A 15,085-nucleotide genomic window follows, 5' to 3' on the forward strand; every position below is an offset into this window, starting at 1 on the left:
ACGGGCCTGCGACGGCGGGCCCGTAAACTGTCGGCATGGATGTTTCCCACCTGCTCGACGCGCTGAATCCCGCGCAGCGCGAGGCCGTCTGCGCACCGCTCGGTCACTACCTCGTCCTCGCCGGCGCCGGCTCCGGCAAGACGCGCGTGCTCACGCACCGCATCGCCTGGCTCAACGAGGTCGAGCGCGTGCCGGTGCACGGCATCCTCGCGGTCACGTTCACCAACAAGGCCGCGGCGGAAATGCGGCATCGCGTCGACATGCAGCTCTCGTGCGGCGTGCGCGGCATGTGGCTTGGCACGTTCCACGGCCTCGCGCACCGGCTGCTGCGCCTGCATTTCCAGCAGGCGAACCTGCCCGAAGGCTTCCAGGTGCTGGATTCGGACGACCAGCTGCGCCTGATCAAGCGCGTCATGCAAGGGCTCGAACTGGACGAGACGCGCTACCCGCCGCGCCAGGCCGCGTGGTGGATCAACGCGCGCAAGGACGAGGGCCGCCGCCCGCAGAACATCCAGGGCGGCGAGGACGAGTGGACCGATACCATGCGTCGCATCTACGCGGCCTATCAGGAGCGCTGCGACCGCGCCGGCCTCGTCGACTTCGCCGAACTGCTGCTGCGCGCGCATGAACTGCTGCGCGACCAATCGCAGCTGCTCGCCCACTACCGCAACCGCTTCAGGCAGATCCTGGTCGACGAATTCCAGGACACCAACGACATCCAGTACGCCTTCATCCGCGTGCTGGCGGGCGACACTGGCCAGGTGTTCGTCGTCGGCGACGACGACCAGGCCATCTATGGCTGGCGCGGCGCGAAGGTCGAGAATGTGCAGAAGTTCCTGCGCGATTTCGAGAGCGCGAAGACCATCCGTCTCGAACAGAACTACCGCTCGACCTCGACGATCCTCGACGCCGCGAACGCGGTGATCGCGCACAACCCCGGCCGCCTCGGCAAGAAGCTGTGGACCGATGTCGCCGGCGGCGATCCGATCGACCTGTACGCCGCCTACAACGAGATCGACGAGGCGCGTTTCGTCGTCGAACGCGCCAAGCAGTGGGTGCAGGCGGGCGGCAGCTATCGCGATGTCGCGGTGCTGTATCGATCGAACGCACAGTCGCGCGCGTTCGAAGAAGTGCTGATCGGCGAGCAGGTGCCGTATCGCGTCTATGGCGGCCTGCGCTTCTTCGAGCGCGCCGAAATCAAGGACGCGCTCGCCTACCTGCGCCTGATCGCCAATCGCGCCGACGACGCCGCCTTCGAGCGCGCCGTCAACACGCCCGCACGCGGCATCGGCGAACGCACGCTCGACGAAGTGCGTCGGCTCGCGCGCGCCGAAGGCTGGCCGCTCGCCGTCGCGGCGGTGAAGCTCACCACCGGCACCGCGCTCGCCGCACGTGCGCGCAACGCACTCGCAACCTTCCTCAAGCTGATCGACGACCTGCAGGCGGAATGCGTCGACCGCACGCTGCCGGAGAAGATCGACCACGTCCTGCTGCGCTCCGGCCTGCGCGAGTTCTATGCGCGCGAGCAGAAGGGCCAGCTCGATTCGCGCGTCGACAACCTCGACGAACTCGTGTCGGTGGCCTCGCGCTTCAACTATCGCGAGGAGGACGACGAGGAGCCCGACCTACCCGAACTCGTCGCGTTCCTGTCGTATGCCGCGCTCGAAGCCGGCGAAGGCCAGGCGCGCGCGGACCAGGACGGCGTGCAGCTGATGACGCTGCACAGCGCGAAGGGTCTCGAATTCCCGTTGGTATTCCTCGTCGGCCTCGAGGAAGGCCTGTTCCCCAACAATCGTTCGGCCGAAGAAGCCGGGCGAATGGAAGAGGAACGTCGCCTCGCCTACGTCGGCATCACCCGCGCGCGCGAGAAGCTGGTGCTGAGCTACGCCGAGGCACGCCGCATCCACGGCATGGACATGTACGGCATGCCGTCACGGTTCCTGCGGGAGATCCCGACGTCACTCGTGCACGAAGTGCGACCGAAGGTGCAGGTGTCGCGCCCGGTCTACGGCGGCGGTGGCAATCGCCGCGTCGACAGTGGCATTACCGAAGCGCCCGCGATCCCGCTCGGTGCCTCGGTGCGTCATCCCACCTTCGGCACCGGCACCGTCACCGACGTCGAAGGCAGCGGCGCGCATGCGCGCGTGCAGGTGAATTTCGACGACGTCGGCAGCAAGTGGCTGGTGGCGGCGTTCGCGAACCTGCAACGAATCTGACGCGTCAGTCCGGCGCCTTCGCGCAGTTCTCGGCCGCGACGATCTCGCCGTCGATGTGCACGCGGTCGCAGGCGAGGATGACCTGCTGGCCGGGCGACAGCGTCTGCGCGAAGTCACGGGTCAGGCCGCGCAGCTCGACGGGCGCGAAGTTGCCCGCGGCGAAATGCGCGACGGGTGAATCGGGGCCGTCGACGCGCACGTCGGCGACCATGCCCGTCACCAGCAGCGGCTGGCTGAACTGCGCGTCGGCCTTGGCGTGGTCGCCCGTGTATTCGCCGGCCAGCTCGACCGCCGTGAACGTCGGACGGAACGCGGCGGCGGTGCGCACGAACGGCACGCTGCCTGGCGCGGCCTTCGTCGCGGCGTTGTCGCGCGTCGACGCGCCGGCGACGTAGAGCGCGGGCGACAGCACCAGCGCCGCGAGCAGCGAGGCGATGCCCGCGCGGGCGCCGCGACGCTTCATCGCGACGATCGAGAACAGGATCGAGGCCGCGATCAGCGGCACGCCTGCACGCAAGGCGAGCTGCGGCACCGGCACGAACAGGGCGATCCAGCCGAGGACGAGCAACACCCAGGCGATCGGGGCCCAGGACTTCGAGGCCGGCGCGGCAACTGCATTCATCACGAATCTCCTTGTCGATACGACGGCGCGTCGGCGCCCATCACCAGGTGAAGATCTTGTACTGCACGGGATTGACCGGCCCGTCGCCGCGGCGGTGGTCGAGCCGCCCGTCGTTGTCGTCGTCGGTCAGGTAATAGGTGACGCCGTTCTTCGGCACGATCTTGACCACGCGCAGCAGGCCGGCGACGCGGTATTCGGACACGACGTCGCCGTTGTCCGCCGTGCGCGTGGTGACGTCCGCATTGTTCAGTGCGAGCGTCGGGTCGTCGGCCGCCGACATCGACGCGCAGCCTGCGAGCAGCGCGAGGCCGAGGAGCAGGGGAGCGGTGCGGGACATGGCGGACCTCCGGGCGGGCGCCCAGCATACGGCCGCCCGCCCGTGAACGCGCGGCGCAGGGTGCGCGACGGGCGCGGCCTACAATCGCCGGATGAAGAAGCTCGTCCTGATCGACGGTTCCAGTTACCTCTATCGCGCGTTCCATGCGTTGCCGCCGCTGACCAACGAACACGGCGAGCCCACCGGCGCGCTGTTCGGCGTGGTGAACATGCTGAAGGCCGTGCTGGCCGAGAAGCCCGATTACGTCGCCTACGTCGTCGACGCGTCCGGCCCGACTTTCCGCGAGGCGCTGGACCCGCAGTACAAGGCGCATCGCCCGCCGATGCCGGACGACCTGCGGGCGCAGGTGCAGCCGCTGTGCGACATCGTCACCGCGCTGGGCATCACGATCATCCGCGAGGAAGGTGTCGAAGCGGACGACGTGATCGGGACGCTCGCGCTGCGCGGTTTCGACGAAGGCCTCGACGTCACCGTGTCGACGTCGGACAAGGATTTCGCGCAGCTGGTGCGCGATCCGGTCGACGGCCGGGGCGTAGCGTTGGTCAACACAATGAGCGGCAGCCGGCTGGATTCGACGCAGCGCGTGATCGAGAAGTTCGGCGTGCGACCGGATCAGATCGTCGACTACCTCGCACTGATGGGCGACAGCGTCGACAACATTCCGGGCGTCGAGAAGTGCGGCCCCAAGACGGCGGCGAAGTGGCTGGCCGAATACGGCACGCTGGATGGCGTGATCGCGAACGCGTCGTCGATCAAGGGCAAGATCGGTGAGAACCTCGCACGCGTGCTCGATCGCCTGCCGCTCAATCGCACGCTGACGACGATCAAGATCGACTGCGACGTGCCGCTCGGCCCGCAGGAACTCGCGCTGCGCGAACGCGACCACGGGAAGCTGCGCGAACTGTTCGAGCGCTACGGCATGCGGCAGGCGCTGCGCGAACTCGAAGGCGGCGGTGCGTCGACGCCTGCGGCCTCGGGCAGCCGAGGCGTCGCGGCGCAGGTCGCGCCGGTCGAGTCGCTGGATCCTGCGCTCGCCGCCAAGGGCGAGTACGAATGCGTGCTCACGCAGGAACAGCTAGATGCCTGGGTCGCGAAGCTGCAGGCCGCCGACGAATTCGCGTTCGATACCGAGACCGATTCGCTCGACGCACTGTGCGCCAACATCGTCGGCCTGAGCTTTTCGGTCGAGCCCGGCCACGCCTGCTACATCCCGGTCGGTCACGACTATCCGGGTGCGCCCGCGCAGCTCGACAAGGCGCTGGTGCTGCGCACGCTCGCGCCGATCCTCGAGGATGCGAACAAGCGCAAGCTCGGCCAGCACGGCAAGTACGACATCCATGTGCTGCGCTGCCATGGCGTCAACGTGCGCGGTTATGCCGATGACACGATGCTCGAAAGCTTCGTGCTCAACGCGACCGCGACGCGGCACGACATGGATTCGCTCGCGAAGAAGTACCTCGGCTATGACACGGTGAAATACGCCGACGTCGCCGGCAAGGGGGCGAAGCAGATCCCGTTCTCGCAGGTGTCGCTGGAGGACGCCACGCGCTATGCCGCGGAGGACGCGGACGTCACCCTGCGCCTGCATCGCGTGCTCGCGCCGAAGTTGCGCGAGATCCCGGCGCTCGAATCGGTGTACCGCGACATCGAGATTCCGCTGATTCCGGTGCTCGAACGCATCGAAGCCAACGGCGTGATGATCGATCCGGACGAGCTGCGTCGCCAGTCGGCGGACATGGGTCGCCGCATGCTGGAGATCCAGCAACGTGCGACGGAAGTCGCCGGGCGCACGTTCAACATGGATTCGCCGAAGCAGATCGGCGCGCTGCTGTTCGACGAGCTCGGCCTGCCCGCGACCGAACGCACGCCGACCGGTGCGCCGTCGGTCAACGAAGCCGCACTCGAAGCGATCGCCGACCAGCACGAGCTGCCGCGCCTGATCCTCGACTACCGCAGCCTCGCGAAGTTGCGTGGCACCTACACCGACAAGCTGCCGGAGATGCTCAATGCGCGCACGCATCGCCTGCATACGAGTTATCACCAGGCGGGTGCCGCGACGGGTCGTCTCGCATCGAGCGATCCCAACCTGCAGAACATCCCGATCCGCACCGAGGACGGGCGTCGCATCCGCACCGCGTTCATCGCGCCGGAAGGCCGCCGCATCGTCGCCTGCGACTACTCGCAGATCGAGCTGCGCATCATGGCGCACCTGTCGGAAGACCCCGCGCTGCTGCGCGCGTTTACGTCGGGCGCCGACGTGCACACCGCGACCGCTGCGGAAGTGTTCGGCAAGACGGTCGACACCGTGGAGCCGGGCGAGCGTCGCGCGGCGAAGGCGATCAACTTCGGGCTCATGTACGGCATGAGCGCATTCGGTCTCGCCACGCGGCTCGGCATTTCGCGCGGCGAGGCGCAGGACTACATCGCGCTGTACTTCGCGCGCTATCCGGGCGTGCGCGAGTACATGGACCGCACGCGGCAGCAGGCGCGCGACCAGGGCTACGTCGAAACCGTGTTCGGCCGTCGCCTGTACCTCGAGAACATCCACGCGCGGAACCAGGGCCTGCGCTCCGGCGCCGAGCGCGCGGCGATCAACGCGCCGATGCAGGGCACGGCGGCGGACATCATCAAGCGCGCGATGATCGACATCCACGGCTGGTTGGCCGGGCATGCCGAGCAGGCGCTGATGGTCCTGCAGGTGCACGACGAACTGGTGTTCGAGGTCGACGAAGGCTTCGTACCGACGCTCATCGACGAGGTGAAGCGGCGGATGTCCGGAGCGGCCGAACTCAAGGTGCCGCTGGACGTCGATGCGGGCATCGGCCGCAACTGGGACGAGGCGCACTGACGCTCCAGCGCCGCTGCCCGTGCACCATGCTGACGCATCGGCGGCAACGTGAAAGCGACGCTGCGGAGGCCGCCTGCGGACGCGTTCGCGTACGTTCTTCGCGCGTTGTCACGTTTTGCCGACTGACGGCGCCGAAGCGATGAATCGGTCCTGAACTTTTACGGACTGCTAACGGAAGTCTTCACTTTCCGTGCATGTTCCGGGTGTTTTCATGCACCTGCGCCGGATGCAACGTCCGACGCTGATCCTCCCCTCCCCTGGAGCGATCCCGGAACGTAAGGTCCCTCCCCAGACCCCGTTCCCCAGCCCCGCCGGCCCCCCCTGCCTGCGGGGCTTTTTATTTGTGCGCTCGCTACGGCCGCTAGGATGCCGGACCGTCCGTCGTCCCGGCCGCATGTCCCGACTCGCCCTGACCCGCGCCCTCCTGCTGCTGTGCACCGCCGCCGCGATCGTGGCGCTCGCCGTGCACGGCCCGATTCCGCAGGACCCGGGCTACCACCACTTCGCCGACACCCGCACGATCGCCGGCATTCCGAACGCATGGAACGTGCTGTCGAACCTGCCGTTCCTCGTCGTCGGGCTGTACGGCCTGATGCGCCTTCCGCGGCTGTCCGTCGAGCGCACGCGCGCCGGCTACATCGCGCTGTGCATCGGCATCGCGGCGGTCGCCTTCGGCTCGGGCGCGTACCACTGGGCACCGTCGAACGCGACGCTGGTCGGCGATCGCCTGCCCATGACCGTCGCGTTCATGGCCTTCTTCGCGTTGCTGCTCGATGAGCGTGTCGTCGACGATCGCCGGCATCGCCTGCTGACCGCGTTGCTCGTGCTCGGCGTCGCGTCGGTCGCGTACTGGAACCTCACCGAGCGCTTCGGCGTCGGCGACCTTCGCCCCTATGTGCTCGTGCAGTTCCTGCCGATGCTGCTGGTCCCGCTGATCCTCGCGCTGCGACCCGCGCGCTGGCTGTCGACGCGATGGCTGGTCGCCGCGCTGGCGGGCTATGCGCTCGCGAAGGCCCTGGAGCATTTCGATGCGAGCGTCTACGCCACGCTCGGTGTCGTCAGCGGGCATGCGTTGAAGCATGGGGTCGCCGCGCTCGCGGCGTTGTGCATCGTGCTCGCGGTGCCGGCTCAGGCGAGTTCGGTGAGCCAGTCGCGCGGACGCAGGTAGTCCGCCAGTCGCGCTTCCGCGGACCCGGGTTCCGGCACGTAGCCGTACTCCCAGCGCACCAGCGGGGGCAGGCTCATCAGGATCGATTCGGTGCGGCCGCCCGACTGCAGGCCGAACAGCGTGCCGCGGTCGAACACGAGGTTGAACTCGACGTAGCGCCCGCGGCGATAGAGCTGGAACTCGCGTTCGCGCTCGCCGTAGGGCATGTCGCGGCGGCGCTCGACGATGGGCAGGTAGGCGTCGAGGAAGCCGTCGCCCACCGCGCGCATGTAGCCGAAGTCGGCGTCGAAATCGCCATGCAGGTCGTCGAAGAACAGCCCGCCGATGCCGCGGGTTTCGTCGCGATGCCTGAGGAAGAAGTACTCGTCGCACCAGCGCTTGTGCGCGTCGTAGCGTTCCTGGCCGCCGAACGGTTCGCAGACGCCGCGCGCGACGCGATGCCAGTGCAGCACGTCCTCGTCGATGGGATAGAACGGCGTGAGGTCGAAGCCGCCGCCGAACCACCACGCCACCGTCTCGCCGTCGCGCTCGGCGCGGAAATGGCGGACGTTCGCGTGCGTGGTCGGGATGTACGGATTGCGCGGATGGAACACGAGCGAGACGCCGACCGCGTGCCACGACGCGCCGATCAGCTCCGGCCGGCTCGCGGTCGCCGATGGCGGCAGCTTCGTGCCCGACACGTCCGAAAACCCGATGCCCGCCTGCTCGAACACCGCGCCGTCGCGCAGGATGCGGGTGCGCCCACCGCCCTGGATCGGCGACGTGCCGGGATCCTTCTGCCAGGCGTCCTCGACGAACCGCGTCGCCCCGTCCGCCTGCTCGACACCGGCGCAGATGCGGTCCTGCAGGCCGGTGAGGTAGTCGCGTACGGTGTCGAGCGTGGGCAAGGGCGTGGTCATGCGACGAGTTTAGCTGCCGCGATCGAACCGCCCCGTGCTGCGACAATGCGCGCCCGCCGCGGATCCGCCATGACCGAACTCCACCTGCCCGTGCTCTACCGCGACGATGCGCTCGCGGTCGTCGACAAGCCTGCGGGCCTGATGGTCCACGACAGCGCGCTTGCGCGCGGCGAGACCGACTTCGCCGCCGACCGGCTGCGCGAGCAGTTCGGTCGGCCCGTGTTCCTCGTGCATCGCCTCGACCGCGCGACGTCGGGCTGCCTGCTGCTCGCCTTCGATCGCGACACCGCGAGTGCGCTGGGCAAGACGCTGATGTCGCAGGACGTCGAGAAGACCTACTGGGCGGTCTGCCGTGGCTGGCCGGAGGCCGAGTTCGTCGTCGACCATCCGCTCGATGGCGGCCCGGGCAAGCCGCAGAAGAAGCCCGCGGTCACCGCATTCCGCACGCTCGCGACCGTCGAACTCGAGATCCCGTCGTCCGGCTTTCCGACCTCGCGCTATGCGTGGCTTGAAGCGCAGCCGCGCACGGGGCGCTTCCGCCAGATCCGCCGCCACCTCAAGCACATGTCGCATCATCTGATCGGCGACACCAGCCACGGCGACGGTCGACACAACCGCGCGTTCCGGATGATGGGCATCCACCGCATGCTGCTCCACGCGCGCGCGCTGGCCTTCCCGCATCCGGCGACGGGCGCGGCGATGCGCGTGGAGGCGCCGGTCCACGGCGAATTCGCGAAGGCGCTGGCGTTGTTCGGCGCGTAGACGCAGGTTCAAGAGCGCGACGCCGGCGGCCGTTACGATAGGCGCGATGACGACCCCCGCCTCAATCGACATCCCCGACGACGAACTCGTCGAGCGCTTCGTGCGTTCGAGCGGGCCGGGCGGGCAGAACGTCAACAAGGTGGCGACGGCGGTCGAACTGCGCTTCGACATCGCGAACTCGCCGTCCTTGAGCGACGAGGTGCGCGCGCGTCTTCTCGCGCGCCGCGATCGGCGCGTGACGTCGGACGGCGTGCTCGTGATCAGCGCGCAGCGCTTCCGGACGCAGGAGCGCAATCGCGAGGACGCGCGCGAGCGGTTGCAGGCGTTCGTCGATGCCGGCCTGCACGTGCCGAAGAAGCGTGTGGCGACGAAGCCGTCGCGGGCGTCGAAGGAGCGTCGCCTCACCGCCAAGCGCGAGCGGAGCTCGATCAAGCAGGGGCGCAACACCCGTGCATGGGACTGAGATGACGAACGACTACCCGGCGCACGTCGGCGCCGCCGGCCGCGTGCCGGAGCTGCCGCCGAACGCGCCACGCGTGAAGCCGAACGCGGTCGCGCGCTGGTTCGGCCGCACCGTGCTGCGGCTCGGCGGCTGGCGGCTGGTCGGCGAAGTCCCCGACGTGCGCAAGCTCGTGCTGATCGGCGCGCCGCATTCGTCGAACTGGGATGGCGTGTGGGGCTTCGCGGCGAAGATGGCGCTGGGCCTCGACATCCGCATCCTCGGCAAGGACGCGCTGTTCCGCGTGCCGGTGATGGGCTGGTTCCTGCGCCGGTTGGGCGTGATTCCAGTCGATCGCAGCGCGGCGCATGGCGTCGTCGAACAGGCCGCGGCGATGATCCGCAGCGCCGACACGTTCTGGTACGGCCTCGCGCCGGAAGGCACGCGCAAGCGCGTCGAGCGATGGAAGACCGGCTTCTGGAAGATCGCGAAACTCGCTGACGTGCCGATCCTGCCGGTGTACTTCCACTACCCTGACAAGGTCATCGGCGTCGGCCCGCTGTGGACGCCCGGCGACGATTTCGCCACCGACATGGCGCGCATCCGCGCGTGGTATGCGCCGTGGAAGGGCAAGAACCGCGGGACGTCGTAACGCGTCGCGCGACCCCGACGCGCCGACATGGGAGGCGATCGCATGCACGAGCCGGTTCGCGTGCTGCCCCGAAGGGACTCGAAGCTGTCGGCGCTCTACCGCCACGGCGCGGTCGTCGTCTGGCTGCTGACGTTCTTCGCGTGCTGGGTCTACTGCATCCGCCACTACGGCGTGTCCTACGGGGTCGGGCTCGGATGGCTGCCGGCCATCCTCGTCGCCACCGTCGCCGGCGCGCTGTGGCCCTTGCTCGTCGCGTTCGCGGCCGTGCTCGGCTGGGCGTACTGGAACGCCGGCTAGGGCGCGTCCGTCGCGTTGTTAGCCGGCGTTCGCGCGCGCATTGCCCTGCGCATGCACGAGATCGATGAAGGCCCGCGCCTGCGCGCTCAATGCGCGTCCGCGCCGTGTCACCACGCCGTAACTGCGCGACGGAAAGAACGCCGACAGCGAACGCGATGCCAGCCGCGCGTTGTCGGCCTCGGTGAGGCAGATCGCGGTGACGATGCTGATGCCGAGGCCCATCGCGACGTACTGCTTGATCACCTCCCAGCCGCCGACCTCCAGCGCGACCGTGTACGGCACGTGCGCGCGCTGGAACACCATGTCGACCATGCGGTAGGTGGTCTGCCGTTGCGGCGGCAGGATCAGGCCGTAGGGGGAGAGGTCGGCGAGGGCGATCTCGGGTTTCGCCGCGAGCGGATGGTCCCGCGGCGTGATCAGCATCGGGTCGTAGGCGACCACCGGCTGCCAGGCGAGATCGCCCGGCACGTCGAGCATCGAGCCGACCGCCAGGTCCGCGCCGTCGTCGCGCAGCAGGTTTAGGCCCCGCGGGCCGGTGACGTTGTGCAGGATCAGGCGGATGTCCGGGTACTGCGCGCGGAAGGCTTCGACGATGCGCGGTAGCAGGTAGACGATGGTCGAGCTGCCTGCGGCGACGTGCAGCTCCCCGGCGTCGAGGCCGCGGATGCGGTCGCGGAACATGGCGTCGAGGTTGTCGAGGCCTTCGACCAGCGGGCGCGCCAGGTCGTACAGCGCCTCGCCCTCGCGGGTGAGCGTGAGCCGGCGCCCGTTGCGCTCGAGCAGGGCGACGCCGAGGTCGCGCTCCAGCGCCTGCAGCTGCAGGGTCACGGCGGGCTGGCTCAGGAACATCGCCTCGGCCGCGCGGGACACCGAGCCGAGCCGGGCGGTCTGGCAGAACGCCCGGAGCGGCTTGAGGCGATCGGCCTTGTAGGCGAAGCGTGCAGGGGTCGGCTTGGCCATGAAGGCCTCGTGTATTCGATTTCCAAATACATCGCATTGCCAAAACTTGTTTGTCAAATACAAGTACGCCGGCGCATGGTCGTGGCCCACACGATTGGCGGCGAGGTGAGCGATGTCGGCAGTGCTGATGGAGACGGGCGAGGGCGTAGGCGGCGTCGAGGTCCTACGTCAGGTCGAGGGACAGGACCGTCTGCTCACGCCGGCCGCGCTGGCCTTCCTCGCCGGGCTGCACCGCCGCTTCGAGGGCGAACGCCAGCGCCGCCTGGCCGCCCGCCGCGTCCGCCAGGCCGCCTTCGACGCCGGCGCGCTGCCCGATTTCCGCCCCGACACCGCCGCGATCCGCGCCGCCGACTGGCGCGTCGCCCCGCTGCCGAACGCGCTGCAGGACCGCCGCGTCGAGATCACCGGGCCGGTCGATCCGAAGATGGTGATCAACGCGCTCAACTCGGGTGCCAAGGTCTACATGGCCGACTTCGAGGATTCGACGTCGCCGACCTGGGGCAACCTGGTGCAGGGCCAGCAGGCGCTGCGCGCCGCGATCGCCGGCACCCTCGAGTTCACCGCACCCAACGGCAAGCACTACGCGCTGCGCCCGTTCGCCGAGCAGGCGGTGCTGATGGTCCGCCCGCGGGGCTGGCACCTCGACGAGAAGCACGTGGCCGTCGACGGCGTGCCGATGTCCGGCAGCCTGTTCGACGCCGGCCTGTTCGCCTTCCACAACGCGCACGCTTTGGCTGCGAAGGACCGCGGCCCCTTCTTCTACCTGCCCAAGCTGCAGTCCATGGAGGAAGCGCAGCTCTGGGCCGACGTGTTCGCCCACGTCGAGCGCGAGCTCAAGCTGCCGCACGGTCAGATCAAGGTGACGGTGCTGATCGAGACGCTGCCGGCCGCGTTCGAGATGGACGAGATCCTCTACGCGCTGCGCGATCGCATCGCCGGCCTGAACTGCGGCCGCTGGGATTACGTCTCCTCCTACATCAAGACCTTCCGCCGTCATCGCGACAAGGTGCTGCCCGAGCGCGGCCAGGTGACGATGACGCAGCCCTTCCTGCGCGCGTATTCCGAGCTGCTGATCCAGACCTGCCACCGCCGCGGCGCGCATGCGATGGGCGGCATGGCTGCGCAGATCCCGATTTCGACCGACGCCGCCGCCAACGACGCGGCCCTCGCCAAGGTGCGTGCCGACAAGCTGCGCGAAGTCACTGCCGGCCACGACGGCACGTGGGTCGCGCATCCGGCACTGGTTCCGCTGGCGCAGGCCGTGTTCGACGAACGCATGCCCGGCGCGCACCAGGAACACCTGCTGCGCGAGGACGTGCTGGTCACGCGCGACGATCTCGTCACTCCGTCGATCGGTTCGATCACGCGCGCCGGCTTCGAAGGCAACGTCGAAGTCTGCGTGCGCTACCTCGCCGCGTGGCTCGACGGCAACGGCTGCGTGCCCATCCACTGGCTGATGGAAGACGCCGCCACCGCCGAGATCGCGCGCGCGCAACTCTGGCAGTGGCTGCACGCCGGCGACCTGCATCTCGACGACGGCACGCCCGTCGACGATACCCTGTTCGAGCGCGCGCTGATGACGCTGCCGCGCCTTGCCGCCACCGACATTCCCGGCGCCAGCCGCATCAACGAGGCGATCGGCCTGCTCGACCGCCTCACGCACAGCGATGAACTCGAGGACTTCCTGACGCTGCCCGCGTACCGGCGCCTCGACTGAGTTTCCCGACAACCCGCGTTGACCCCGACCGTCCGCAACGTGGACGGAACGGCCCTGCTTTGCCCACGACACGACACGAAGACAGGAGATCCGCCATGACCACGACGCTTCCGACCGCCGACCAGCTCCGCCAGCAATGGGCCACCGATCCGCGCTGGGCCGGCATCACCCGTCCGTATTCCGCCGAGGACGTCGTGCGCCTGCGCGGTCGCATTCCGGTCGAGCATTCCATCGCCAAGCTCGGTGCGGAGAAGCTGTGGAATTCGCTGCTCACCTCCGACTTCGTCAACGCGCTCGGGGCGATGACCGGCAACCAGGCGATGCAGCAGGTCAAGGCGGGTCTGAAGGCGATCTATCTGTCCGGTTGGCAGGTCGCGGCCGACGCGAACATCGCCGGCGAGATGTATCCGGACCAGTCGCTGTACCCGGCGAACTCGGTGCCGCAGGTCGTCAAGCGCATCAACAACACCCTGCTGCGCGCCGACCAGATCCAGTGCGCGGAAGGCGCGGGCGACATCGACTTCCTGCAGCCGATCGTGGCGGACGCGGAAGCCGGCTTCGGTGGCGTGCTCAACGCGTTCGAGTTGATGAAGGCGATGATCGAAGCCGGCGCGTCCGGCGTGCACTTCGAAGACCAGCTCGCGTCGGTGAAGAAGTGCGGCCACATGGGCGGCAAGGTCCTCGTGCCCACGCGCGAAGCGGTCGAGAAGCTCGTCGCCGCGCGTCTGGCCGCCGATGTCATGGGCGTGCCGACGCTGATCGTCGCGCGCACCGATGCCGAAGCCGCCGACCTCATCACCAGTGACGTCGACGACAACGACAAGCCGTTCTGCACCGGGGAGCGCACGGTCGAAGGCTTCTACAAGACGAACAAGGGCCTCGACCAGGCGATCAGCCGTGGCCTCGCGTACGCGCCGTACGCGGATCTCGTCTGGTGCGAAACCGGTAAACCTGATCTCGAGTTCGCGCGCAAGTTCGCCGAAGCGATCCACGCGAAGTACCCGGGCAAGATGCTCGCCTACAACTGCTCGCCGAGCTTCAACTGGAAGAAGAACCTCGACGACGCGACCATCGCGAAGTTCCAGAAGGAAATCGCGTCGTACGGCTACAAGTTCCAGTTCATCACGCTCGCCGGTTTCCACGCGCTGAACTACTCGATGTTCAACCTCGCCTACGGCTACGCGCGGAACCAGATGAGCGCGTTCGTCGAACTGCAGGAAGCCGAGTTCGCCGCCGCCGATCGCGGCTTCACCGCGGTCAAGCACCAGCGCGAGGTCGGCACCGGCTACTTCGATGCGGTGACGCAGACCATCCAGGGCGGGCAGTCGTCGACCGTCGCGCTCAAGGGGTCCACGGAAGAGGAGCAGTTCCACGGCGACGAGCCGACGCCCGTGCGCGTCGCGGCATGACGCACAACAGCGACCACGGCGCTTCGACTCGCCGTGGTCGCACGGTCTTCTCCGCGTTCGCCCGTAGAGCAGCCGACTCCTTATCAGCCTCTTGCCTGAACGAAAGTGGGACCGGGCGGTGCTAACGGCACAGGTGACAGGCGGTCGAGGTCGCTTAGACTGCCCGCCACCGGGCCGAGGCGGCGCCGGGTATCCAGGGCAGAGGACGACAATGAAGAGGACATTCACGCTGCTGCTGGCGGCCGCGCTGTTCGCGTCGAACGTTTACGCGACCACGCCTGCACCCGCAACGCTCCAGATCGATGCGATCGTTGCTCAGCAGACGCAGATCCGCGAAGAAGTGCTCGCGGGGAGCGGCCGCTACAAGGACATGCCGAAGTCGACGAAGGACGAGTTGCTCGCCAAGCAGGCCGCGCTGCTGAAGATGCTCGACGGCAAGCGCGATACCGGCGAGCTGACCAAGGAGCAGCGCCTGGAGGCGTTCAATACGCTCGAATGGATCGAGGCGACGATCAACAAGGATCAAGGCGAGCGGATGATCTGTCAGCGGGAGCGGAAGACGGGGAGTTTGCGCGTCACCACCGTGTGCAAAACGCAGCGCCAGATCAACGAAGAGCATGAGCGTGCGCGACGCCAGTCGGAAGGCTCGATGGCTTCGGACATCTAAGCGTCACCGTAGTGAATCGAAAGCGCCGGCATGTCCGGCGCTTCTCGTTGGTGCTGAACGCCACGCCAAGGTGGTCCTCGCGTGCCGTGAAG

Annotated in this window: 14 protein-coding genes; 10 read left to right on the plus strand and 4 right to left on the minus strand. The window is 68.3% G+C overall.

Going from position 1 to position 15,085, the window contains the following annotated elements; translation table 11 throughout:
* The first annotated feature begins 35 nt into the window (after positions 1-35).
* Positions 36-2,216, plus strand: coding sequence for a DNA helicase II (gene uvrD / locus EVS83_RS06405; protein ID WP_133500204.1), 2,181 nt, complete (start codon positions 36-38; stop codon positions 2,214-2,216).
* A 4-nt stretch (positions 2,217-2,220) separates the two neighbouring features.
* Here the strand turns inward: uvrD and EVS83_RS06410 are convergent, their stop codons facing one another.
* Positions 2,221-2,838: a hypothetical protein gene (locus EVS83_RS06410; RefSeq protein WP_133500205.1), complete on the minus strand. Its 618-nt coding sequence runs from the start codon at positions 2,836-2,838 to the stop codon at positions 2,221-2,223.
* Positions 2,839-2,878: 40 nt separating this feature from the next.
* Entirely contained in the window at positions 2,879-3,175 is a 297-nt protein-coding gene (locus EVS83_RS06415; RefSeq protein WP_133500206.1) for a DUF2782 domain-containing protein, read from the minus strand.
* Between the two features lie 91 nt (positions 3,176-3,266).
* On the opposite strand from EVS83_RS06415, the gene polA reads away from it, so the two are divergent.
* Together polA and EVS83_RS06425 are read left to right on the plus strand one after the other, a co-directional pair.
* The gene (gene polA / locus EVS83_RS06420) at positions 3,267-6,023 is read left to right on the plus strand and encodes a DNA polymerase I (RefSeq protein ID WP_133500207.1); all 2,757 of its coding nucleotides are present in this window, start codon (positions 3,267-3,269) and stop codon (positions 6,021-6,023) included.
* Between the two features lie 394 nt (positions 6,024-6,417).
* A complete protein-coding gene (locus EVS83_RS06425) occupies positions 6,418-7,191 on the plus strand; it encodes a ceramidase domain-containing protein (protein WP_133500208.1) in 774 nt (257 codons plus the stop codon).
* On the opposite strand, the gene hemF is transcribed toward EVS83_RS06425, so the two are convergent.
* On the minus strand, positions 7,152-8,090 hold the full coding sequence (gene hemF / locus EVS83_RS06430) for an oxygen-dependent coproporphyrinogen oxidase (protein ID WP_425456072.1): 939 nt from the start codon (positions 8,088-8,090) through the stop codon (positions 7,152-7,154). The genes EVS83_RS06425 and hemF overlap by 40 nt on opposite strands.
* 69 nt (positions 8,091-8,159) lie before the next feature.
* On the opposite strand from hemF, the gene EVS83_RS06435 reads away from it, so the two are divergent.
* The 4 genes from EVS83_RS06435 to EVS83_RS06450 are packed head-to-tail and all read left to right on the plus strand — an operon-like array spanning position 8,160 to position 10,240.
* Positions 8,160-8,852, plus strand: coding sequence for a pseudouridine synthase (locus EVS83_RS06435; RefSeq protein WP_425456073.1), 693 nt, complete (start codon positions 8,160-8,162; stop codon positions 8,850-8,852).
* Positions 8,853-8,898: 46 nt separating this feature from the next.
* Positions 8,899-9,315: an alternative ribosome rescue aminoacyl-tRNA hydrolase ArfB gene (arfB, locus tag EVS83_RS06440; RefSeq protein ID WP_133500210.1), complete on the plus strand. Its 417-nt coding sequence runs from the start codon at positions 8,899-8,901 to the stop codon at positions 9,313-9,315.
* 1 nt (position 9,316) lies between these two features.
* Entirely contained in the window at positions 9,317-9,943 is a 627-nt protein-coding gene (locus EVS83_RS06445; RefSeq protein WP_133500211.1) for a lysophospholipid acyltransferase family protein, read from the plus strand.
* Between the two features lie 42 nt (positions 9,944-9,985).
* The gene (locus EVS83_RS06450) at positions 9,986-10,240 is read left to right on the plus strand and encodes a hypothetical protein (RefSeq protein ID WP_133500212.1); all 255 of its coding nucleotides are present in this window, start codon (positions 9,986-9,988) and stop codon (positions 10,238-10,240) included.
* Positions 10,241-10,258: 18 nt separating this feature from the next.
* Here EVS83_RS06450 and EVS83_RS06455 read toward each other — a convergent pair whose 3' ends face one another.
* Positions 10,259-11,200, minus strand: a complete 942-nt coding sequence (locus tag EVS83_RS06455) for a LysR family transcriptional regulator (RefSeq protein ID WP_133500213.1) — start codon at positions 11,198-11,200, stop codon at positions 10,259-10,261.
* 127 nt (positions 11,201-11,327) lie between these two features.
* Between EVS83_RS06455 and aceB the strand changes: the two genes are divergently transcribed.
* From aceB to EVS83_RS06470, 3 genes are all read left to right on the plus strand, one after another.
* Positions 11,328-12,917 carry a malate synthase A gene (gene aceB, locus EVS83_RS06460; protein ID WP_425456074.1) on the plus strand — a complete coding sequence of 530 codons (1,590 nt, stop codon included), beginning with the start codon at positions 11,328-11,330 and terminating at the stop codon, positions 12,915-12,917.
* 95 nt (positions 12,918-13,012) lie between these two features.
* Positions 13,013-14,326 carry an isocitrate lyase gene (gene aceA, locus EVS83_RS06465; RefSeq protein WP_133500215.1) on the plus strand — a complete coding sequence of 438 codons (1,314 nt, stop codon included), beginning with the start codon at positions 13,013-13,015 and terminating at the stop codon, positions 14,324-14,326.
* A 211-nt stretch (positions 14,327-14,537) separates the two neighbouring features.
* Positions 14,538-14,993 carry a hypothetical protein gene (locus tag EVS83_RS06470; protein WP_133500216.1) on the plus strand — a complete coding sequence of 152 codons (456 nt, stop codon included), beginning with the start codon at positions 14,538-14,540 and terminating at the stop codon, positions 14,991-14,993.
* The last annotated feature ends 92 nt before the right edge of the window (positions 14,994-15,085 follow it).

Source organism: Cognatilysobacter terrigena, assembly GCF_004361065.1.
GTDB lineage: Bacteria > Pseudomonadota > Gammaproteobacteria > Xanthomonadales > Xanthomonadaceae > Cognatilysobacter > Cognatilysobacter terrigena.